Source organism: Massilia sp. CT11-137 (genome assembly GCF_047302885.1).
Lineage (GTDB): Bacteria > Pseudomonadota > Gammaproteobacteria > Burkholderiales > Burkholderiaceae_D > Telluria > Telluria orientalis.
Window position 1 is genome coordinate 2,409,704 of the sequence record NZ_JBKYMP010000001.1, and the last position, 18,730, is coordinate 2,428,433.

An 18,730-nucleotide genomic window follows, 5' to 3' on the forward strand; every position below is an offset into this window, starting at 1 on the left:
CATCGTGCACAAAATGGTTGACATCATCAACTTCGTTATATATCTTACGATGTATCTTACGATATAGGGAAGCGATCATGCCACACCATCATCCACATCATCACCACCACCATCATCATGACCACGAGCACGCGGGCTTCGCGCCGCACCACCGGCATGGTCCCGGCGGTCCCGGCGGTCACCATGGCCGGGGCCGCGGTCCGGGCGGCTTCGGCTTTTCCGACGACGGCGGGCTGCCGCGCGGCCGCAAGCTGTCGTCGGACGACCTGCAGTTGCTGCTCCTCGCCCTCATCGCCGAACAACCGAGCCATGGCTACGAGCTCATCCGGGCATTGGAAGCCCGCTCGGGCGGCTTCTACGTGCCGAGCCCCGGCATGATGTATCCGGCGCTCGCCGCGATGGAAGACCTGGGCTGGGTGACCATCGAGCTCGAAGGCACGCGCAAGCGCTACGCCCTGTCGGACGACGGCCGCGCCCATCTGGACGCGAACCGCGAACACGTCGACATGCTGCTCGCCCGACTGCAGGAGGCCGCGCGCAAGATGGAATTGATGCGCAGCGCGCTCGCCGAAGGGGAAGAGGGGCCGGGCGGACGCGGTGCGTTCAGTGCCGAGTTGCACGACGCGCGCCACGCACTCAAGCGGGCACTGGCCTCGCGGGCGGGCGCATCCGCCGAGGAGCAGCAGCGCATCGCCGCCATCCTGATGCGCGCGGCGGCCGAGATCGAGCAGGGCGGCGCAGCAGGCTGAAGTTCAGCCCGCGAGTGCACCAGGCAGCCGCCGGGGCGTGCCGCGACGCATTCGCAGCCCCGGACGCTCGACCGCCACGTACAGCAGCGCCGCCATGGCCAGCGACGCCCCGTTGTACAGCACGAATGCGCTGAACGGTGCGTTCGCCGCCAGGTCGCCCGCCACGCCGTCGAGCCACGCAACCACCTGGCGATGCGTCAGGTACAGGCTGAACGCGAGCAGGGCGAGCATGCGGACGCCCGGCAGCGCCCGGGCCAGGTCGCGCAGCACGGGCCACCCGATCAGGTAGCCGCTGAGCACGAAGAACAGGTCGACACCCATCCAGCCATGCTGCCCGGGGCCTGTGACGTCGATGCCGTGGCTGGACAGGTGGTACAGCATGACGACGCCGATGGCGATGGCGCGCAGCAGGTCGAGGCCGGGCGCGCGGGGCGACGACGAAGCCGGAATGGGTGATGGATGCATGGCGCGCAAGTCTACCTGAGCGCAAGGCGTCAAGACTCGGCAATCATCACCGCGTCGTCGGCGCGTGCGTTGGCGGTCGCGACCAGCCTGGCGTATGCTGGCGCCGACTCCATTTCTCCTGTTCACATCATGTCTCGGGATACGATCGTCGACACCAGCAAACTACTGAGCTACGTGCTGCGCCATCGCCCGGACAGCATCGGCCTTCAGCTCGATGCCAACGGCTGGGCCGATGTCGACGCGCTGCTGCAGCGTCTGGCCGAACATGGCAGGCCGGTCGCGCGCGAACTGCTCGATCGCGTCGTCGCGAACAACGACAAGCAGCGTTTCGCGTTCGATGCCACCCGTACCCGCATCCGCGCCAGCCAGGGGCACTCGATCCAGGTCGACCTGGCCCTGCAGCCGGCGCAGCCGCCGGACGTGCTGTACCACGGCACGGCGAGCCGCTTCCTGAAGTCGATCCTCGCGTCGGGCCTGCGTGCCGGCAACCGCCAGCACGTGCACCTGTCGGGCGACGTCGGCACCGCTCGCCGCGTCGGTGCACGCTACGGCTTTCCCGTCATCCTGCGCGTCGACACGGCCCGCCTGCGCGCGGATGGCGCCGTGTTCTACCGCTCGGACAACGGCGTCTGGCTGACTGGTCCCGTGGCGCCGCGCTACCTGCGCGTGCTGGACGGGAACGACCGCGGCGGCGATTGACGAGCGGCTCAGCGCTCGCTGGTCGCCGCCGCCAGCAGTTCGGCCGTGTCGTCCGCCCCCATCCTGCGCGCCGCGTCGAGGATCGCATTGCCGTCCGCGTCCGGGCGGAACGGGTCGGCGCCGCGCGCCAGCAGCAGGCGGACGATATCCCCGCGGTTGAACATCGCGGCGAACATCAGCGCCGTCTTGCCGTTCGGGCCCGCGTGGTCGACCGCCGCGCCGTGGTCCAGCAGCAGGGTCGCGATCGCCAGGTCCCCCTTGAAGGCGGCGCCGGCCAGCGGGGTCTGGCCGGCGTCGTTCATGATTTCCGGATCGGCGCCGTGCTCCAGCAGTACCCGCGCCGCGTCCGCATGGCCGTGGTAGCAGGCCAGCATCAAGAGACTGTCGCCGCGTTCGTTGCGCAGGTTGGGCGGCAGGCCCTGGCCCAGCAGCGCCGCGAGTTCGGCGGCCTCGCCGGTGCGCGCGAAGTGGAAGACCTTGCGCACGAAGGCCAGCGTGTCTTCGTCGAGTTCGCTGGCCGATGGCGGATGCGGCGGTGGTTGCATCATGGTCTCCTGTGCGTGAAAGCTCGACAGGATTAGAACATAAAGCTGCCGCGCGCACCGCGGCGCCGGGTTCGCGCGATATCAAATCCGGCGCTGGAACTCTTCCAGGTGCCGTTCGATCTCAAACACATGCGGGTCGGGCTTGCCGAGTGCGCGCAGGGCCTTGGCCAGTTCCAGCAGGTATTCGCTGTTCGGTCCGCTCGGGCCGCGCGCGGTGGCGATCTGTAGCGCAATGTCGCGCTCACTCGCCGGGCCGAGGTACGCGGCGTTCTCGTGCGTGGCGATGTAGACGAGGCCTTCGGTGGCGCTCCCATCCTCGAAGCGGATGTCGGTCGCCAGGCGCAGGTAGCCGTTCTTTTCGCGGTAGTCGAGGTGCGCGAATTCCTCGGGCGTGACGAGGTAGGCCATGCCGTGGCACGTCGCGTCCGGGTCCGGCACCAGGGTCACGACCCGGCCCGGCGCAGTCTCGGTGCCGCGGTGGTCGTGCGAGCCTTGCCAGAAGCGCCGCGTCCATCCCGTGATGCTGGCGGGGCGCCGCTCGATGTAGGGGAAGTCGGCCTTGAAGATGAGGGAGCCGTAGCCGAACAGCCAGACGCTGGCGTGGTTGTCGAACCTGTCCATGCGCTGGTTGATCGCGATGGTGTTATGGGACATCGATGAAAGGAGGTTGCGTGGAGGAAGCTGCATTCTAGCGCGGCCGTTCGGCGGCGTCAGGCGCGCGGCCGCAATGCGCCCGCGGGATTGTCGGCCGCGCCGACCCAGTCGAACAGGAACGCGATGAAGGCGGCCGCGGCCGGCGACAGCGACCGCTGTTCGCGTGTGTAGACAAAGAAGCGGCGCGTCAGCACGGGCGCGTCGAGCGGCAGCATGCGCAGGCCGTGCAGGCGCACGAGCGGGGCGGCGTAAGGCATGCAGACGGTGACGCCCAGGCCGGATGCCACCAGCGCCAGCGCGGTGGTCATGTACGTGACTTCGTGGGCCGGCCGCAGCGTCAGGTCGCGCAGCGTATCCGCGCCGCCGGCCTTGGCGTCGGCGGCGCCGGTGCTCATGTCCGCCAGCAGCCGCTCCGTGAACTGGCCGCGCAAGGTGATCAGCGGATGCGCGGCCAGGTCGCTCCAGCCGAGCCGGCGGCGCTTCGCCAGCGCATGATCGGGCGGCAGCACCGCTTCGAACGGCATCTCCATCAGCTCGCGTGCTTCCAGTTGCGGGGCGCCGTCGCGTTCCGGGCCGATGCCGAAGTCCGTCTCGCCGGACAGCACGCGCGTCGTGACGGCCTCGACCGGGGAATCGGACAGGCTGATGCGGATGTCCGGGTAGCGCGTGCGCCACGCGGCGATCACCTGCGGGAGCAGGGTGCAGGCCATCAATTGAGGCACGGCCACGCGCACGATGCCCTTCCTGAGTTGCGCCTGGTCCGCAATGTTCGCAAGCGCACGGTCGAGATCGTCGATCATCTGGCTGAATAGGGGGTACAGCTCGTTCCCCGTTTCGGTCAAGGCGATACGCCGCGTGCTGCGGTCGACGACGCGGACGCCGAGCGTCTGTTCCAGCTCTTTGATCAAACCGGACAAGGCCGACTGTGTAACGTGCATGTACTGCGCGGCAAGCGTAAAGTTACCGGTCTTTGCCAGGGCAACGAGAGCGCGCATCTGGCGCAGGGTAGGATTCATCAGAAAATCCGATAAATAGAGCGGAAAATATTGTTTGTATGATAGTCCGTTTTAATTTTTAATGGCGGAAACACTTAATCGTTGAAGGAAACGCCATGAAACTCGCTACCCTGAAGTCGGGCGGGCGCGACGGCACGCTCGTCGTCGTCAGCCGGGACCTGGTCACCTGCCAGGCGGTCCCCAGGATCGCCCGCACCCTGCAGCAGGCGCTGGACGACTGGGACCACGTCGCGCCGAAGCTGCGCCAGGTCTATGAGCAATTGAATGCCGGCACGGCCGCCGGGGCGGAATCCTTCATCGAGGAAGAGTGCGCGTCGCCGCTGCCGCGCGCCTACCAGTGGGCCGACGGCTCCGCCTACATCAACCACGTGGAACTCGTGCGCAAGGCGCGCGGCGCGCAGGTGCCGCCGTCGTTCTATACGGATCCGCTGATGTACCAGGGCGGCTCGGATGCCTTCGTCGGCCCGTGCGACCCGATCGCCGTGCTGTCCGAGGAGTGGGGCGTCGACCTGGAAGCGGAAGTGGCGGTCGTGACGGGCGATGTGCCGATGGGCGCTACCGTGGAGCAGGCGGCCCGGGCCATCCGCCTCGTCATGCTGGTCAACGACGTCTCCCTGCGCAACCTGATTCCGAAGGAGCTGGAAAAGGGCTTCGGCTTCTTCCAGTCCAAGCCGGCCAGCGCGTTCTCCCCGGTGGCCGTGACACCGGACGAGCTCGGCGACGCCTGGCGCGACAGCAAGCTGCACCTCCCGCTGCTGGTGACGTTGAACGATCGGCCGTTCGGCCGTCCCAACGCGGGCGACGACATGACGTTCAGCTTCGCGCAACTGGTCGCGCACGCCGCGAAGACGCGCGAACTGGCAGCCGGTTCCATCATCGGCTCGGGCACGGTGTCGAACAAGCAGGGCAGCCTGCACGGATCGAGCATCGCCAACGGCGGCGTGGGGTATTGCTGCCTGGCGGAGCTGCGTATGTACGAGACGATCGAACAGGGCGCGCCGGCCACGCCTTTCCTGCGCTTCGGCGATACTGTCCGTATCGAGATGCTCGATGCCGACGGCGCCAGCGTGTTCGGCGCCATCGACCAGGAGGTAGCACACTATCACGGGAGGAAGGAATGAAGCTCTATACCTATTTCCGCAGTTCGGCCGCATACCGGGTGCGTATCGCGCTCAACCTGAAGGGGCTGAAGTACGACGCGGTTCCGGTGCACCTTTTGCGTGGCGGCGGCGAGCAGCTGCAAGAGAACTACGTCAAGATGAATCCCAGCGGTCTCGTCCCCACCTTCCAGGACGACTACATCACGCTGACGCAGTCGATGGCCATCCTCGAATACCTCGAGGACGAATACCCGCAGGTGCCGCTGCTGCCGAAGGATGCTTCCGGCCGCGCGCGCGTGCGCGAGCTCGCGCAGATTATTGCCTGCGACATCCATCCTGTGAACAATTTGCGCGTGCTGCGCTACCTCGTCAAGGACCTCGGCCTGTCGGAAGAGACCAAGACGCAGTGGTACCGCCACTGGCTCGTGGGCGGCCTCGACGTGCTGGAGAAACACCTGGCGCGCGACCCGAGCGCGGGCCCGCTGTGCCACGGCTACCTGCCGACGATCGCCGACTGTTTCCTCGTGCCGCAGGTGTTCAATGCGCAGCGCCACGGCATCGACGTTGCCGTCTATCCGAACATCGCGCGCATCAACGCGGCGTGCATCGAACTGCCCGCCTTCGTGGCGGCGCATCCGTCCAACCAGCCGGACGCCGAGTAAAGCGCACCGGCTGATCGAAGACGCGGCGCTGCTCAGTGCCGCGTCTGCGAGCCAAGCGTCGAGCGATCCGGCTCGGCCGGCGTGGAAATCTCTTCCAGCGTGTGGTCGATGCCGGCCGAATGCTTGGCCGCCATGTCGCCAAGGGAAACGATGCCGATCACTTCCTGCGACTGCTCGTCGACGACGGGCACGCGGCGGATCTGCACGTCGCCCATCTGGCCCAGCACCTCGTCCACCGTCTGGTTCGGCGCGCAGGTGCGCACGTCGGTGCTCATCACGTCGCCCACGCGTGTCCGATCCGGGGCCTGGCCGGCCGCCGTCGAGCGGACCGTGATGTCGCGGTCGGTGATCATGCCGACGAGCTTTTGGCCATCGAGCACGGGGATCGACCCCACGTTCAATTCATCCATCATCTGCGCGGCGCGCTGCACGGTTTCCTGTGGCGAAATGCTTTGCACGTCGCGGGTCATCACATCCTGAATGGTCTGCATTTGAACTCCTCCTGATGTTCACACGGCGATGCATGATGCACGCTTTCGCGAAGATCGGACGCTACGTTGACTCGCGGAACAGTCCGTAAATACAGGTCTTGTGCGAAGCCGGCTCGGCTACAATCTGCGGCTCTTTGACTCGCAACGACACCATGCCCATTCCCGCGCCCATCCTCGAAGCCTCGCAGCGCGCCGACGCCTCCTGGCGCCCCCATCTGATCACCGGTCTCGACGCGATGATGCGCGCAACGCCGGATTACCTGCCGGACCTCGCCAACGATCAATATCTGCCGACCGGCGGCCGCCTGTTCGCGGCGTTCGCACTGCCGCTGCCGAACGTGCGCTACGTGCTCGTGGGGGAGGGGCCGTATCCGCGCGAGGAGAGCGCGACCGGCGTGTGCTTCATGGATGGTGCCGTCGGACCATTGTGGTCGGAGACGGGCCTGTCGAAGCCCGTCAACCGCGCGACGTCGCTGCGCAACTTCATGAAGATGCTGCTCGTGGCCGAGGGCCGCCTGAGCGAGGACGACACGGGCGGCGCGGCATTGGCCCCGGTCGCGAAGGCGGCGCAAACGGATGGCTCGATCCAGACCCTGGCCGAGCTGCAGGACAACCTGCTCGGCCACGGGTTCCTGTTATTGAATGCGGCCCTCGTGTTCCGCAAGCACGTGCCGCCGGTCCAGGAAGCGCGTGCGTGGGTACCGTTCCAGCGCGCCGTGTTCGCCGCACTGGCGGAACGGGCCGACAAGCCGACGCTGGTCCTGTGGGGCAAGATCGCGGAGCAATTGAACAAGGTGCCGGAGACGGCCGGCCTCCCGCAGATCCACGCCGAGCACCCGTACAACCTGTCGTTCATCCGCCACGAAGGCATGCAGACATTGTTCGGCCCGATGCATTTGCTGCACCGCCGTTAAATTCGGGGTCAGAGCACATTTTTGCGCAATTGATCCAATGCCATTCGACTGGATGAGGGCAGCCACGATTTCGAGGCAGCTACCATGTCGTCCGCTGACCGAAGCGCCAATGGCCGGCGCGAATCTTGGCGGGAAGCCATTGCCAAAAAAAGGGCTCTGACCCCGAATTGTCGTTGCGTTTGCTGCACTGCGGCTAAAAAAGAGGGGGCCAAGCAAAGGCTGGCGAAATACGCTATACTTGACTAAATCGATCAACTAATCAGGTTTTTCTCAACGTCCCGCAGGACAGGTGAAAACGTGACGGGTTGAAGAGAAGCAAGATTTTAACACTGTCTGGAAAACCAACCGGGGTTCTGATGCGTCTGACCACCAAAGGCCGTTTTGCCGTTACCGCGATGATCGACCTCGCCCTGCGCCAGGGCAATGGTCCGGTCACGCTGTCGGGCATCAGCCAGCGCCAGGCTATTTCGCTGTCGTACCTGGAGCAATTGTTCGGCAAGCTGCGCCGCCACGAGATCGTCGAGTCGGTGCGCGGCCCGGGCGGCGGCTACAGCCTCGCGCGCAGCGCCGACAAGGTCACTGTCGCCGACATCATCATCGCCGTCGACGAGCCGATCGATGCGACCCAGTGCGGCGGCAAGGAAAACTGTCATGGCGCCGATGCCTCCAGCGGCACGCGCTGCATGACCCACGAACTGTGGGCCACGCTGAATGCGAAGATGGTCGATTTCCTCGACTCGGTGACCTTGCAGGATCTCGTCGACCAGCAGAAGCAGAAAGAACAGAACGTCGTGGTGATGCACCGCCACGCGCCGTCGGACAATACTGAAGCTAAGCATATTGGAGTGAACTGATGAACGCGCCCTTGGACAAAAAAATCGAGCAGAGCTTCGTGACTGCGCCGCATTTCCCGATCTACATGGATTACTCGGCCACGACGCCGATCGATCCGCGCGTGGCGGACAAGATGATTCCGTACCTGCGCGAGCAGTTCGGCAACCCGGCGTCGCGCAGCCACGCTTACGGCTGGAGCGCCGAGGCGGCCGTCGAAGAGGCGCGCGCGCAAGTCGCGGCGCTCGTCGGCGCCGATCCGCGCGAGATCATCTGGACCTCGGGCGCGACCGAATCGAACAACCTCGCAATCAAGGGCGCGGCGCAGTTCTACAAGTCGAAGGGCAAGCACATCATCACGGTCAAGACCGAGCACAAGGCCGTGCTGGACACCGTGCGCGAACTGGAACGCCAGGGCTTCGAGGCGACTTACCTGGAACCGCAGGACAATGGCCTGATCACGCTGGAGCAGCTGGAAGCGGCGATGCGTCCGGACACGATCCTCGTCTCCGTCATGCTCGTGAATAACGAGATCGGCGTGGTCCAGCCGATCAGGGAAATCGGCGAGCTGTGCCGCAAGAAGGGCATCATCTTCCACAGCGACGCGGCGCAGGCCACCGGCAAGGTCGAGATCAACCTGGAAGAGCTGAAGGTCGACCTGATGAGCTTCAGTGCGCACAAGACCTACGGTCCGAAGGGCATCGGCGCGCTGTACGTGCGCCGCAAGCCGCGCGTGCGCCTGGAAGCGCAGATGCACGGCGGCGGCCACGAGCGCGGCCTGCGTTCGGGCACGCTGGCGCCGCACCAGATCGTCGGCATGGGCGAGGCCTTCCGCATCGCCAAGGAAGAGATGGACACCGAGCTCGCGCGCATCAAGGCGCTGCGCGACCGCCTGGCCAAGGGCCTGCTGGAGATCGAAGAGGTCTACATCAACGGCGACATGGAACACCGCGTCCCGCACAACCTGAACGTCTCCTTCAACTTCGTCGAAGGCGAATCGCTGATCATGGCCGTCAAGGACATCGCCGTTTCGTCGGGTTCGGCCTGCACGTCGGCGTCGCTGGAGCCGTCGTACGTGCTGCGCGCCCTGGGCCGCAGCGACGAACTGGCACACAGCTCGATCCGCTTCACGATCGGCCGTTTCACGACCGAGGAAGACATCGACTTCGCCGTCAAGCTGCTGAAGGAAAAAGTCGGCAAGCTGCGCGAACTGTCGCCGCTGTGGGAAATGCACAAGGACGGCATCGACCTGAACTCGATCCAGTGGGCCGCCCACTAATTCACTGAACAGACACGAAGGAGCACTACCATGGCATATTCCGACAAGGTCCTGGACCACTACGAAAACCCGCGCAACGTCGGCTCGTTCGACAAGAATTCCGACGACGTCGGCACCGGCATGGTCGGCGCACCGGCCTGCGGCGACGTGATGAAGCTGCAGATCAAGGTGAACGAAGCCGGCGTGATCGAAGACGCGAAATTCAAGACGTACGGCTGCGGCTCGGCGATCGCATCGAGCTCGCTCGTGACCGAGTGGGTGAAAGGCAAGTCGCTGGACGAAGCACTGGCCATCAAGAACACGCAGATCGCCGAGGAACTGGCGCTGCCGCCGGTGAAGATCCACTGCTCGATCCTGGCCGAAGACGCCATCAAGGCGGCCGTCGCCGACTACAAGCAGAAGCACGGCGCCGAAGAAAAAGCCGCGTGATCGGTGCGGTGGGCACGGGGTGCCCACCCTACGGCCCCGCCATCGTAGGGTGGGCTCCCCGAGCCCACCAAATGACGTAGCAACACACGAAGCTGGAGATTTTTGAAATGGCTGTGACCCTGACCGAAAAAGCCGCAAAGCACATCAACCGTTACCTCGAACGCCGGGGCAAGGGCGTGGGCCTGCGTTTCGGCGTGCGCACGACCGGCTGCTCCGGCCTGGCCTACAAGCTGGAATACGTCGACGAAGCCAGCCCCGAAGACGCCGTCTTCGAATCGCACGGCGTGAAGGTCTTCGTCGATCCGAAGAGCCTGGCGTATATCGACGGCACCGAGCTCGATTTCGCCCGCGAGGGCCTGAACGAAGGCTTCCGCTTCAACAACCCCAACGTCAAGGACAATTGCGGTTGCGGCGAAAGCTTCCGCGTCTGACCGGGAGCGCCGGAACGTGCAAAACCATTTCGAGCTGTTCCAGCTGCCGGCCAGGTTCGACGTCGACATGGACGCGCTGGACGCGGCTTACCGCGAGGTCCAGGGCCGCGTCCATCCGGACCGCTTCGTGAACGCGAGCGACGCGGAAAAACGCGTCGCGATGCAATGGGCGACGCGCGCCAACGAGGCCTATCAAACGCTGAAGAGTCCCATGCTCCGCGCGCGCTACCTGTGCGAGCTGAATGGCGTCGACCTGCAGACCGAGTCGAACACCGCGATGCCGATGGACTTCCTGATGGAGCAGATGGAGCTGCGCGAAGCGCTGTCCGACGCGCGCGACGCGAAGGATGCCGGCGCGCTCGACGAGCTCGATGCGCGCATCCGCGGCGAGCGCAAGCAGCGCCTGGCGCAGGTCGGCAAGCTGCTCGACGCCGGGGACTACCCGCAGGCGGCGCAGGGCGTGCGGGCGCTGATGTTCCTCGATAAATTCGGCGACGAATTGCACTACGCGTTCGAGGCATTGGAGAGTTGAATATGAACACGGCGCGATGGATATCCTTGTCGTGCCGTCGAACGAGTTCCGTAGGGTGGGCACCCCTGTGCCCACGCGAACGCCCGCAATACGCTGGCATCCGCGTGGGCATGGGATGCCCACCCTACGCAATTTGCGACAGTATCTAACAAGAAGATTAGGTAACACGACCATGGCACTACTGCAGATCTCCGAACCCGGCATGTCGACCGCGCCGCACCAGCACCGGCTGGCGGTGGGCATCGACCTGGGCACCACCAATTCCCTCGTCGCGACCGTGCGTCATTCGATCCCGGAAGTGCTGACCGACGAGGACGGCCGCTCGCTGCTGCCGTCGATCGTGCGCTACCTCCCGAACGGCCACGCCAACATCGGCTACAAGGCCATGGCGGCCCGCACCACCGATCCGAAGAACACCATCGTCTCCGTCAAGCGCTTCATGGGCCGCGGCCTGAAGGATATCGCCCACGTCGAGAACCTGCCCTACGATTTCGTCGATGGTGGCCGCGAAGGCGGTCACGGGATGGTCCAAGTGAAAACCGTCGCGGGCGTGAAGTCGCCGGTGGAGGTCTCCGCGCAGATCCTGGCCACGTTGCGCCAGACCGCGGAAGATGCGCTGGGCGATGAACTCGTCGGCGCCGTCATCACCGTCCCCGCGTACTTCGACGACGCGCAGCGCCAGGCGACGAAGGACGCGGCCCAGCTGGCCGGCCTGAACGTGCTGCGTTTGCTGTCCGAGCCGACGGCCGCCGCCATCGCGTATGGCCTCGACCACGGCAAGGAAGGCGTGTTCGCCGTGTACGACCTGGGCGGCGGCACGTTCGACATCTCGATCCTCAAGCTGTCGAAAGGCGTGTTCGAAGTGCTGTCCACGGGCGGCGATTCCGCGCTCGGCGGCGACGACTTCGACCAGCGCCTGTTCTGCTACATCACCCAGCAGGCCGGCCTCGCGCCGCTGTCGGAAGTCGACACCGCCACGCTGATGGTCAAGGCGCGCCAGGCCAAGGAACTGCTGTCGACGAACGAAGAGACGACCGTCGAGGCGATCCTGAAATCGGGCGAGGTCGTGCAGGTGACGATCACCGCGAAGACCTTCGCCGAGATCACGCAGCCGCTCGTCGCGAAGACGATGAACGCCGTGCGCAAGGCGATGCGCGACGCGAACGTGTCCGTGGAAGACGTCGATGGCGTCGTGCTCGTCGGCGGCGCCACGCGCATGCCGCACATCCGCCGTGCCGTCGGCGACTTCTTTAAGACGATCCCGCACGCGAACATCGACCCGGACAAGGTCGTCGCGCTGGGCGCCGCCATCCAGGCGAACCTCCTCGCGGGCAACCGCGCGGCCGGCGACGACTGGCTGCTGCTGGACGTGATCCCGCTGTCGCTGGGCATCGAGACGATGGGAGGCCTGGTCGAGAAGATCATCCCGCGCAATTCCACGATCCCGTGCGCCCGTGCGCAGGAATTCACGACCTTCAAGGATGGCCAGACGGCCCTGGCCGTGCACGTGGTGCAGGGCGAGCGCGAGCTGGTGTCCGACTGCCGTTCGCTGGCGCGCTTCGAACTGCGCGGCATCCCGCCGATGGCGGCCGGCGCGGCGCGCATCCGCGTCACGTACCAGGTCGATGCGGACGGATTGCTGTCCGTCGCGGCGCGCGAGATGCGCTCCGGCGTGGAAGCGTCGATCACCGTGAAGCCGTCGTACGGCCTCGGCGACGACGAGGTCGCGCGCATGCTGCAGGATTCGTACAACTCGGCGCAAGTGGACATGGTCGCGCGCGCGCTGCGCGAGGAACAGGTCGAGGCCGAGCGCATCCTGCTGGCCACGCAATCCGCGCTCGACACCGACGTCGAACTGCTGAACGCCGAAGAGCAGGACACGATCGCGCAACTGATGCAGGACGTGCGTGACGCGGCGGCGCGCTCGAACGATACGTCCATCGACGCGGACTCGCGTCAGAACGTACTGCACGACGCGGTGCAGGCGCTGGCGCGCGGCACCGAGGAATTCGCCGCGCGGCGCATGGACAAGAGCGTGCGCAAGGTATTGGCGGGTAAATCGCTCGACCAGGTTTAAACTCGAACGGTAATACAACGTCGTTCCCGGACTGGCCGTCCGCCTTGACGGGAACCCAAGCTGAGCATCAGGAATCGCAACGTGTGCGGTATCGCGGGTGCACCGACTTCGGTAACTCAACTTGGATCCCCGCCTACGCGGGGATGACGGTTTTAGGGGGGCGGACCGAGATCGGTACCCCAGAACAAACAAACACAAGAGGTCAAGAAGTGCCACAAATCGTCATCCTCCCCCATCCCGTCTTCTGCCCCGAAGGCGCCGTGCTCGAAGGCCAGAGCGGCAAGTCGATCTGCGACACGCTGCTCGAGCACGACATCGAGATCGAACACGCCTGCGACCGCGTGTGCGCATGCACCACGTGCCACGTGATCGTGCGCGAAGGCTTCGATTCGCTGAACGAGCAGGAGGAAAAGGAAGAGGACATGCTCGACAAGGCCTGGGGCCTCGAGCCGAATTCGCGCCTGTCCTGCCAGGCCATCATCGCCGACGAAGACCTCGTCGTCGAGATCCCGAAGTACACGATCAACCACGCAGCCGAGAACCACTGATCACGACGGGGGACACATGAAGTGGACCGATGTCACGGCCATCGCCGAGGCCTTGTACGAACAGCACCCGGACGTCGATCCGGCCACCGTGCGCTTCGTCGACCTGCATAACTGGGTCGTCGCGCTGGACGGCTTCGACGACGACCGCACGCGCGGCGGCGAGCGCGTATTGGAAGCCATACAGGCAGCCTGGATAGATGAAGCCCGCTAAAAAAGAAGCCCCCACGATTTACCAACAAGCCCCGGAAATCAAGCCGGGGCAGTCGATCGAACTGCTGAAGGAACTGCACATCCTCACGCGCGACGGCAAGCTGAACCAGGACAGCCGCCGCAAGCTGAAGCAGGTCTACCACCTCGTCCAGTTCATCGAGCCCTTGCTGAAGGATGTCGGGGAAAGTGCGACCGTGGTCGACCACGGCGCCGGCAAGTCCTACCTCGGCTTCATCCTGTACGACCTGTTCTTCAAGGGCAGGGAGAACGGCGGCCATATCTACGGCATCGAGACGCGCGAGGAACTCGTGCAGAAGTCGACGGAACTGGCCGCACGCCTGGGCTTCCCGGGCATGTCGTTCCTGAACCTGTCCGTCGCGGAGTCCACCGGGTCCGACAAGCTGCCGGCCACGATCGACGTGGTGACGGCGCTCCACGCCTGCAACACGGCGACGGACGACGCCATCGATTTCGCACTGAAGAAGCACGCGAAGCACATCGTACTGGTGCCGTGCTGCCAGGCCGAAGTCGCATCCGTGCTGCGCAAGAATAAAGGCAAGGACCTGGGCCGCAGCGCGCTGACGGAAATCTGGCGCCATCCGATCCACACGCGCGAATTCGGCAGCCAGATCACGAACGTGCTGCGCTGCCTGCAGCTGGAGGCGCACGGCTACCAGGTCACCGTCACGGAACTGGTGGGCTGGGAGCACTCGATGAAGAACGAGCTGATCGTCGCCACGTACAAGAACCTGCCGCGCCGCCGGCCGGCCGAGCGCCTGCAGCAGGTGCTGGCCGAAGTCGGCCTCGAGGAACTCTCTTCGCGTTTCTATACCGGACCAACGACAGGCGGGCCAACGACAAGCGGACCAACGACAAGCGGGCCAACGACATGAGCGACCACCACGACCGCTGGATCGACCTGCGCAGCGACACCGTCACCCAACCGTCCGCCGCGATGCGCGCCGCGATGGCCGATGCAGCCGTCGGCGACGACGTCTACGCCGACGACCCCACCGTCAACCGCCTGCAGGACTTCGCGGCCGAACTGTTCGGCTTCGAAGCCGGCCTGTTCGCGCCGAGCGGCACGCAAACGAACCTCATCGCGCTGATGACGCATTGCAGCCGCGGCGACGAATACCTCGTCGGCCAGGAAGCCCACACGTACAAGTACGAAGGCGGCGGCGCCGCGGTGCTGGGTTCGATCCAGCCGCAGCCGATCGCCAACCAGCCGGACGGTTCGATCGCAATCTCCGACATCGCCGCGTACATCAAGCCGGACGACATGCACTTCGCGCGCACCCGCGTGCTGGCGCTGGAAAACACGATCGGCGGCCGCGTGCTGCCGCGCGACTACGTGAAGGCGGCGACGGACCTCGCGCATGCGAAGGGCCTGGTCACGCACCTGGACGGCGCCCGCGTCTGCAACGCCGCAGTCAAGCAGGGCATCTCGCTGCGCGAAGCGGCGGCCGGTTTCGACACCGTGTCCGTGTGCCTGTCGAAGGGCCTCGGCGCGCCGGTCGGTTCCGTGCTGCTCGGACCCAGGGCGTTCATCGAGCAGGGCAAGCGCTGGCGCAAGATGCTGGGCGGCGGCATGCGCCAGGCCGGCGTCATCGCGGCCGCGGCGCATTACGCGCTGGAGCACAATGTCGAGCGCCTCGCCGAGGACCATCAACATGCGGCCGACCTGTCCGCCGGCCTCGCGCGCATCGAGCAGCTCACGGTGACGACGCCGCAGACGAACATTTTTTATGTGGAGATCCCGCAAGCCGCGTGCGCGCAGCTGGCAGAGGCGTTGAGCCGCCAGGGCATCCGCGCCTCGATCGGCCCGCACACGCGCCTCGTGACACACCTGGACGTGACGGCTGTGGATGTGAAGACGACCATCGCCGCGTTCGAAGCGTTCTTCCGCGACTGGAAAGCATAATGAGTGACGAAGGAATCCGCCTCGCCAAGCGCGTGGCCGAAACGGTGCCGTGCTCGCGCGGCGAAGCCGAACGCTATATCGCAGGCGGCTGGGTGACGGTCGACGGGGACGTCGTCGAAGATCCCGCGACGCGCGTGACCTCGGCGCAGACGGTGGCGCTGCTGCCGGGCGCCGAACCCGTCGAACCGGCGCCGGTGACGATCCTGCTGCACAAGCCGGCCGGCGTCGATGCGGCCGGGGCGCTCGCGCTGATCGCGCCCGAGACGCTGGCCGCAATGCCCAACGCACCGGGTTTGCGTTATCTGCGCCGGCATTTGTCGCGGCTGACGATCGTCACGCCGCTGGAACCGGAAGCGAGCGGCCTGCTCGTGTTGAGCCAGGATTGGCGCGTGACGCGCAAGCTGGTCGAGGACGGCGCGCGCGTCGAACAGGAGTACGTGGCCGAAGTGACGGGCGCCATCGCCGACGATGGGCTCGCCCGGCTGAACGCGAGCATGCGCGTGCAGGGCCGGGCGACCGTGCCGCTGAAGGCGAGCTGGCAAAGCGAGGCGCGGCTGCGCCTGGCCGGCAAGGACGTCCGCCCCGGGCAGGTCGTTGCGATGTGCGCGGAGGTCGGCTTGACCGTCACATCGCTGCGCCGGCTGCGCATCGGGCGCGTGGCGCTGGGCCAGCTGCCGGTTGGCCGCTGGCGGTATCTGCACGAGGCCGAACGGTTCTGACTTGCCGGAAAGGCAACCCCTCCTGTACACTGCGTCGCGCGCGCCTGGCGCTACAGAGAGGATCAATGGATGAAGTTCGGTAAGCTGCTTCTGCCCGTGCTGTCGCTATGGACGGGCGTCGTCCTGGCCGCGGGCGTCGATCCGCTGACGGTCGACATCGACGCGCGCGACGCGCTGCGTTTCGCGAGTCTCATGCAGGATGGCGCCGTGCCGACGGCCGATGCGTTGCAGCGCGGTTATCTGGATGGGGCTGGGCCCGGCGTCAAGGTCTTCACGCCGGCGCCGCGGATCATCGACGCGCAGCGCCTGGCAAAGACGGTCGCCGCGCATCCCGACAGCTACCGCTACGCGATTCGCGAGTGCCTGCCTCGGTTGCCGGCGTTGCGTAGCGACCTGCGGGCGATCTATCTCGCGTTTGCGGGCCTGGTGCCGGAACGCCCGCTGCCCGCCATCGACGTCGTCTTCGGCGCCCGCACGTCGGGCGGCACCGCCAGCAACGACAGGCAGGTGCTCGGCCTCGAAGTGATCTGTGCGCCGGGGACCACGCCCGAGCAGTTCCGCACCGTGATGCGCGGCTTCTTTGCGCACGAAACGGTCCACACCTGGCAGGACGGCGACACACCGGCGAAACTGGCCGATTTCCTTCTGGGCCAGGCCTTGACGGAGGGCGTCGCCGACTATCTCGCGACGCTCGTCACGGGCGCGATTCCCCATCAGGACCGCGACGCCTGGGCACGTCCGCAGGAAGCCTGGCTATGGCAGGAATTCGAGCGCGACCGCGAAGCCATCCGGGGCGGTGGCGATGTCAACAGGCTGGTCGCGAGTCCCCATTTCCGCCGCTGGTTCGCGAACTGCGGTTCCGCGCCCGAGGGCTGGCCGTGCGAGGCCGGCTACTGGGTCGGCATGCGCATCGCCGAAGCGTACGTGGCGCGCGCGGCCGACAAGCGCGCCGCGATCCGTGAGCTCATCGAATTGCGCGATCCGGGCGCGATCCTCAAGGCCAGCGGCTACGGCAGGTAAGCCGTTCAGGCGACGAATCCGCCATCGATCGTCAACGACGCCCCGTTGACATACCCCGCCTCGTTCCCGACGAGGTAAGCCACCAGCCCCGCGATCTCGGCATCCTGCCCCATCCTCCCCACCGGGATCTGCGCGCGCAGGTACGCGCGTACGGATTCGTCCGCGACGATCTCCGTCTCCGTCGGCCCCGGCTGCACATTGTTCACCGTGATGCCGCGCGGACCGAGGTCGCGCGCGAGCCCGCGCGTGAGGCCGGCCACGGCCGCCTTGCTCATCGCGTACAACGCCACGCCCGGGCTGCCCGCGCGGTCCGCCACCATGCTGCCGATGTTGACGATACGGCCGCCTTGTCCCATGTGTGGCGCGGCCACCTGCGTGGCGACGAACAGGGCGCGCACGTTGACGGCGGCGATGCGGTCGTAGTCCGAAAGCGTGGTCTCGCCGAGGTCCTTGTGGACGAGGATGCCCGCGCTGTTGACGAGGATGTCGATGCGGCCGAACTGTGCCGCGACGCCCGCGATGGCCTGCCGCAGCGCCTGCGCGTCGGCGCTGTCCGCGCGCAGGGGCAGGGCGCGGCCCCCCGCCGCGTCGATGTCGGCCGCCAGTTGCAGCGCGCGGTCGTGCGCGCTGACGTAGGTGAACGCTACCGTGGCGCCGTCGGCCGCGAGGCGGCGGACGATGGCGGCGCCGATGCCGCGCGAGCCGCCCGTGACGAATGCGATCTTGCCGGTGAGGGAGGTCATGGTGAGCCTTTCTTGACTGATTGGTCCAAAATGGAGAATCGATTATACTTCCATTCTGGACTGACTAGTCAAGATTAAAAAACATGGCGAGAACGAAGGTATTCGATCCGGCCGCGGCGCTCGATGCGGCGGTGCGGGTGTTCTGGGAGCAGGGGTACGAGGCGACGTCCACGGACGACCTGGTGCGCGCGATGGGCATCGGCCGCCAGAGCATGTACGACACGTTCGGCGACAAGAAGCAGCTCTATCTGGCCGCGCTCGCGCATTACACGGACACGGGTGGCGCGGCGCTGAAGCACCGTCTTGCGGCGGGACGGTCGCCGTTGGGCGCACTGGAAGCGTTCCTGCGCGAGATCGCCGGCGCGGATGCGGCCTTGCGCGCACGCGGCTGCCTCAGCGTCAACGCCATCGCGGAATTCGGGCAAGCCGACGCCGACGTGCAGGCACTCGTCGAGCGCTCGCAGCGGGTGGCGGAAGACATCTTCGCGGAGGTGCTGACGCGCGCGCGCCAGGCGGGCGAACTGGCGGCCGGGCTCGATCCGGCGGCGGCCGCGCACTTCATCCACACGGCCATCCGCGGCATGCGCATCAGCGCGAAGGCAGGCGCCGACGCCGCGCAACTCGCCACGACGGTCGATTTCGTCATCGCCGCACTGAAAGCGCGCGCGGCACCCGTCGCGGAAGTCTGAGCG

Annotated in this window: 24 protein-coding genes; 18 read left to right on the plus strand and 6 right to left on the minus strand. The window is 66.2% G+C overall.

Features of this window, described 5'->3' with window-relative positions; all coding sequences use genetic code 11:
- The first annotated feature begins 77 nt into the window (after nt 1–77).
- Nucleotides 78–749, plus strand: a complete 672-nt coding sequence (locus ACEN98_RS10840; protein ID WP_413384187.1) for a PadR family transcriptional regulator — start codon at nt 78–80, stop codon at nt 747–749.
- Between the two features lie 3 nt (nt 750–752).
- On the opposite strand, the gene ACEN98_RS10845 is transcribed toward ACEN98_RS10840, so the two are convergent.
- Nucleotides 753–1,214 carry an acyltransferase family protein gene (locus ACEN98_RS10845; RefSeq protein ID WP_413384189.1) on the minus strand — a complete coding sequence of 154 codons (462 nt, stop codon included), beginning with the start codon at nt 1,212–1,214 and terminating at the stop codon, nt 753–755.
- Between the two features lie 129 nt (nt 1,215–1,343).
- Between ACEN98_RS10845 and ACEN98_RS10850 the strand changes: the two genes are divergently transcribed.
- A complete protein-coding gene (locus tag ACEN98_RS10850; RefSeq protein WP_413384191.1) occupies nt 1,344–1,913 on the plus strand; it encodes an RNA 2'-phosphotransferase in 570 nt (189 codons plus the stop codon).
- Between the two features lie 8 nt (nt 1,914–1,921).
- On the opposite strand, the gene ACEN98_RS10855 is transcribed toward ACEN98_RS10850, so the two are convergent.
- The 3 genes from ACEN98_RS10855 to ACEN98_RS10865 all read right to left on the minus strand — a co-directional run bounded on the left by ACEN98_RS10855 (nt 1,922) and on the right by ACEN98_RS10865 (nt 4,128).
- On the minus strand, nt 1,922–2,461 hold the full coding sequence (locus tag ACEN98_RS10855) for an ankyrin repeat domain-containing protein (RefSeq protein ID WP_413384193.1): 540 nt from the start codon (nt 2,459–2,461) through the stop codon (nt 1,922–1,924).
- A gap of 78 nt (nt 2,462–2,539) precedes the next feature.
- Complete coding sequence (locus ACEN98_RS10860; protein ID WP_413337694.1) at nt 2,540–3,112, minus strand: gamma-glutamylcyclotransferase; 573 nt, start codon at nt 3,110–3,112, stop codon at nt 2,540–2,542.
- Between the two features lie 56 nt (nt 3,113–3,168).
- Nucleotides 3,169–4,128 (minus strand): LysR family transcriptional regulator, encoded by a 960-nt coding sequence (locus ACEN98_RS10865; RefSeq protein ID WP_413384195.1) that lies wholly within the window; start codon nt 4,126–4,128, stop codon nt 3,169–3,171.
- Nucleotides 4,129–4,223: 95 nt separating this feature from the next.
- On the opposite strand from ACEN98_RS10865, the gene ACEN98_RS10870 reads away from it, so the two are divergent.
- Both ACEN98_RS10870 and maiA read left to right on the plus strand, forming a co-directional pair.
- On the plus strand, nt 4,224–5,249 hold the full coding sequence (locus ACEN98_RS10870) for a fumarylacetoacetate hydrolase family protein (protein ID WP_413384198.1): 1,026 nt from the start codon (nt 4,224–4,226) through the stop codon (nt 5,247–5,249).
- A complete protein-coding gene (gene maiA, locus ACEN98_RS10875) occupies nt 5,246–5,890 on the plus strand; it encodes a maleylacetoacetate isomerase (protein ID WP_413384200.1) in 645 nt (214 codons plus the stop codon). The genes ACEN98_RS10870 and maiA overlap by 4 nt, the downstream gene beginning before the upstream one ends.
- Nucleotides 5,891–5,922: 32 nt before the next feature.
- Here maiA and ACEN98_RS10880 read toward each other — a convergent pair whose 3' ends face one another.
- Nucleotides 5,923–6,381, minus strand: a complete 459-nt coding sequence (locus ACEN98_RS10880) for a CBS domain-containing protein (RefSeq protein WP_413384202.1) — start codon at nt 6,379–6,381, stop codon at nt 5,923–5,925.
- Nucleotides 6,382–6,533: 152 nt separating this feature from the next.
- On the opposite strand from ACEN98_RS10880, the gene ACEN98_RS10885 reads away from it, so the two are divergent.
- The 13 genes from ACEN98_RS10885 (at nt 6,534) to ACEN98_RS10945 (ending at nt 17,295) form a co-directional block, all read left to right on the plus strand.
- Complete coding sequence (locus ACEN98_RS10885; protein WP_413384204.1) at nt 6,534–7,295, plus strand: uracil-DNA glycosylase; 762 nt, start codon at nt 6,534–6,536, stop codon at nt 7,293–7,295.
- Nucleotides 7,296–7,651: 356 nt separating this feature from the next.
- Nucleotides 7,652–8,149, plus strand: coding sequence for a Fe-S cluster assembly transcriptional regulator IscR (gene iscR, locus ACEN98_RS10890; protein WP_413384206.1), 498 nt, complete (start codon nt 7,652–7,654; stop codon nt 8,147–8,149).
- A complete protein-coding gene (locus ACEN98_RS10895; RefSeq protein WP_413384208.1) occupies nt 8,149–9,405 on the plus strand; it encodes an IscS subfamily cysteine desulfurase in 1,257 nt (418 codons plus the stop codon). Before iscR ends, ACEN98_RS10895 begins: the two co-directional genes overlap by 1 nt.
- 30 nt (nt 9,406–9,435) lie before the next feature.
- Nucleotides 9,436–9,834 carry a Fe-S cluster assembly scaffold IscU gene (gene iscU, locus ACEN98_RS10900; protein WP_413384210.1) on the plus strand — a complete coding sequence of 133 codons (399 nt, stop codon included), beginning with the start codon at nt 9,436–9,438 and terminating at the stop codon, nt 9,832–9,834.
- 107 nt (nt 9,835–9,941) lie between these two features.
- Nucleotides 9,942–10,265, plus strand: coding sequence for an iron-sulfur cluster assembly protein IscA (gene iscA, locus ACEN98_RS10905; protein WP_025511908.1), 324 nt, complete (start codon nt 9,942–9,944; stop codon nt 10,263–10,265).
- A gap of 16 nt (nt 10,266–10,281) precedes the next feature.
- Entirely contained in the window at nt 10,282–10,797 is a 516-nt protein-coding gene (gene hscB / locus ACEN98_RS10910; RefSeq protein WP_036230761.1) for a Fe-S protein assembly co-chaperone HscB, read from the plus strand.
- Nucleotides 10,798–10,969: 172 nt separating this feature from the next.
- Nucleotides 10,970–12,874, plus strand: a complete 1,905-nt coding sequence (hscA, locus tag ACEN98_RS10915) for a Fe-S protein assembly chaperone HscA (protein WP_413384212.1) — start codon at nt 10,970–10,972, stop codon at nt 12,872–12,874.
- 209 nt (nt 12,875–13,083) lie between these two features.
- On the plus strand, nt 13,084–13,422 hold the full coding sequence (fdx, locus tag ACEN98_RS10920; protein ID WP_413337702.1) for an ISC system 2Fe-2S type ferredoxin: 339 nt from the start codon (nt 13,084–13,086) through the stop codon (nt 13,420–13,422).
- A 16-nt stretch (nt 13,423–13,438) separates the two neighbouring features.
- Entirely contained in the window at nt 13,439–13,633 is a 195-nt protein-coding gene (gene iscX, locus ACEN98_RS10925) for a Fe-S cluster assembly protein IscX (protein ID WP_036230754.1), read from the plus strand.
- Entirely contained in the window at nt 13,620–14,525 is a 906-nt protein-coding gene (locus tag ACEN98_RS10930) for a class I SAM-dependent methyltransferase (RefSeq protein ID WP_413384214.1), read from the plus strand. The genes iscX and ACEN98_RS10930 overlap by 14 nt, the downstream gene beginning before the upstream one ends.
- Nucleotides 14,522–15,556, plus strand: a complete 1,035-nt coding sequence (ltaE, locus tag ACEN98_RS10935) for a low-specificity L-threonine aldolase (RefSeq protein WP_413384216.1) — start codon at nt 14,522–14,524, stop codon at nt 15,554–15,556. Before ACEN98_RS10930 ends, ltaE begins: the two co-directional genes overlap by 4 nt.
- Nucleotides 15,556–16,275: an RNA pseudouridine synthase gene (locus ACEN98_RS10940; protein WP_413384218.1), complete on the plus strand. Its 720-nt coding sequence runs from the start codon at nt 15,556–15,558 to the stop codon at nt 16,273–16,275. The genes ltaE and ACEN98_RS10940 overlap by 1 nt, the downstream gene beginning before the upstream one ends.
- Nucleotides 16,276–16,344: 69 nt before the next feature.
- The gene (locus ACEN98_RS10945; protein ID WP_413384220.1) at nt 16,345–17,295 is read left to right on the plus strand and encodes a hypothetical protein; all 951 of its coding nucleotides are present in this window, start codon (nt 16,345–16,347) and stop codon (nt 17,293–17,295) included.
- Between the two features lie 5 nt (nt 17,296–17,300).
- Here ACEN98_RS10945 and ACEN98_RS10950 read toward each other — a convergent pair whose 3' ends face one another.
- Nucleotides 17,301–18,038, minus strand: coding sequence for a 3-oxoacyl-ACP reductase family protein (locus ACEN98_RS10950; RefSeq protein ID WP_413384222.1), 738 nt, complete (start codon nt 18,036–18,038; stop codon nt 17,301–17,303).
- Nucleotides 18,039–18,121: 83 nt separating this feature from the next.
- Here ACEN98_RS10950 and ACEN98_RS10955 point away from each other — a divergent pair, with 83 nt between their 5' ends.
- A complete protein-coding gene (locus ACEN98_RS10955) occupies nt 18,122–18,727 on the plus strand; it encodes a TetR/AcrR family transcriptional regulator (protein WP_413384224.1) in 606 nt (201 codons plus the stop codon).
- The last annotated feature ends 3 nt before the right edge of the window (nt 18,728–18,730 follow it).

What these genes read in the sequence shown, in the direction of transcription:
- ACEN98_RS10840 (WP_413384187.1), top strand. Translation starts at nt 78, where the DNA reads ATGCCACACCATCATCCACATCATCACCACCACCATCATCATGACCAC.
- ACEN98_RS10845 (WP_413384189.1), bottom strand. Translation starts at nt 1,214, where the DNA reads ATGCATCCATCACCCATTCCGGCTTCGTCGTCGCCCCGCGCGCCCGGC.
- ACEN98_RS10850 (WP_413384191.1), top strand. Translation starts at nt 1,344, where the DNA reads ATGTCTCGGGATACGATCGTCGACACCAGCAAACTACTGAGCTACGTG.
- ACEN98_RS10855 (WP_413384193.1), bottom strand. Translation starts at nt 2,461, where the DNA reads ATGATGCAACCACCGCCGCATCCGCCATCGGCCAGCGAACTCGACGAA.
- ACEN98_RS10860 (WP_413337694.1), bottom strand. Translation starts at nt 3,112, where the DNA reads ATGTCCCATAACACCATCGCGATCAACCAGCGCATGGACAGGTTCGAC.
- ACEN98_RS10865 (WP_413384195.1), bottom strand. Translation starts at nt 4,128, where the DNA reads ATGAATCCTACCCTGCGCCAGATGCGCGCTCTCGTTGCCCTGGCAAAG.
- ACEN98_RS10870 (WP_413384198.1), top strand. Translation starts at nt 4,224, where the DNA reads ATGAAACTCGCTACCCTGAAGTCGGGCGGGCGCGACGGCACGCTCGTC.
- maiA (WP_413384200.1), top strand. Translation starts at nt 5,246, where the DNA reads ATGAAGCTCTATACCTATTTCCGCAGTTCGGCCGCATACCGGGTGCGT.
- ACEN98_RS10880 (WP_413384202.1), bottom strand. Translation starts at nt 6,381, where the DNA reads ATGCAGACCATTCAGGATGTGATGACCCGCGACGTGCAAAGCATTTCG.
- ACEN98_RS10885 (WP_413384204.1), top strand. Translation starts at nt 6,534, where the DNA reads ATGCCCATTCCCGCGCCCATCCTCGAAGCCTCGCAGCGCGCCGACGCC.
- iscR (WP_413384206.1), top strand. Translation starts at nt 7,652, where the DNA reads ATGCGTCTGACCACCAAAGGCCGTTTTGCCGTTACCGCGATGATCGAC.
- ACEN98_RS10895 (WP_413384208.1), top strand. Translation starts at nt 8,149, where the DNA reads ATGAACGCGCCCTTGGACAAAAAAATCGAGCAGAGCTTCGTGACTGCG.
- iscU (WP_413384210.1), top strand. Translation starts at nt 9,436, where the DNA reads ATGGCATATTCCGACAAGGTCCTGGACCACTACGAAAACCCGCGCAAC.
- iscA (WP_025511908.1), top strand. Translation starts at nt 9,942, where the DNA reads ATGGCTGTGACCCTGACCGAAAAAGCCGCAAAGCACATCAACCGTTAC.
- hscA (WP_413384212.1), top strand. Translation starts at nt 10,970, where the DNA reads ATGGCACTACTGCAGATCTCCGAACCCGGCATGTCGACCGCGCCGCAC.
- iscX (WP_036230754.1), top strand. Translation starts at nt 13,439, where the DNA reads ATGAAGTGGACCGATGTCACGGCCATCGCCGAGGCCTTGTACGAACAG.
- ACEN98_RS10930 (WP_413384214.1), top strand. Translation starts at nt 13,620, where the DNA reads ATGAAGCCCGCTAAAAAAGAAGCCCCCACGATTTACCAACAAGCCCCG.
- ltaE (WP_413384216.1), top strand. Translation starts at nt 14,522, where the DNA reads ATGAGCGACCACCACGACCGCTGGATCGACCTGCGCAGCGACACCGTC.
- ACEN98_RS10940 (WP_413384218.1), top strand. Translation starts at nt 15,556, where the DNA reads ATGAGTGACGAAGGAATCCGCCTCGCCAAGCGCGTGGCCGAAACGGTG.
- ACEN98_RS10945 (WP_413384220.1), top strand. Translation starts at nt 16,345, where the DNA reads ATGAAGTTCGGTAAGCTGCTTCTGCCCGTGCTGTCGCTATGGACGGGC.
- ACEN98_RS10950 (WP_413384222.1), bottom strand. Translation starts at nt 18,038, where the DNA reads ATGACCTCCCTCACCGGCAAGATCGCATTCGTCACGGGCGGCTCGCGC.
- ACEN98_RS10955 (WP_413384224.1), top strand. Translation starts at nt 18,122, where the DNA reads ATGGCGAGAACGAAGGTATTCGATCCGGCCGCGGCGCTCGATGCGGCG.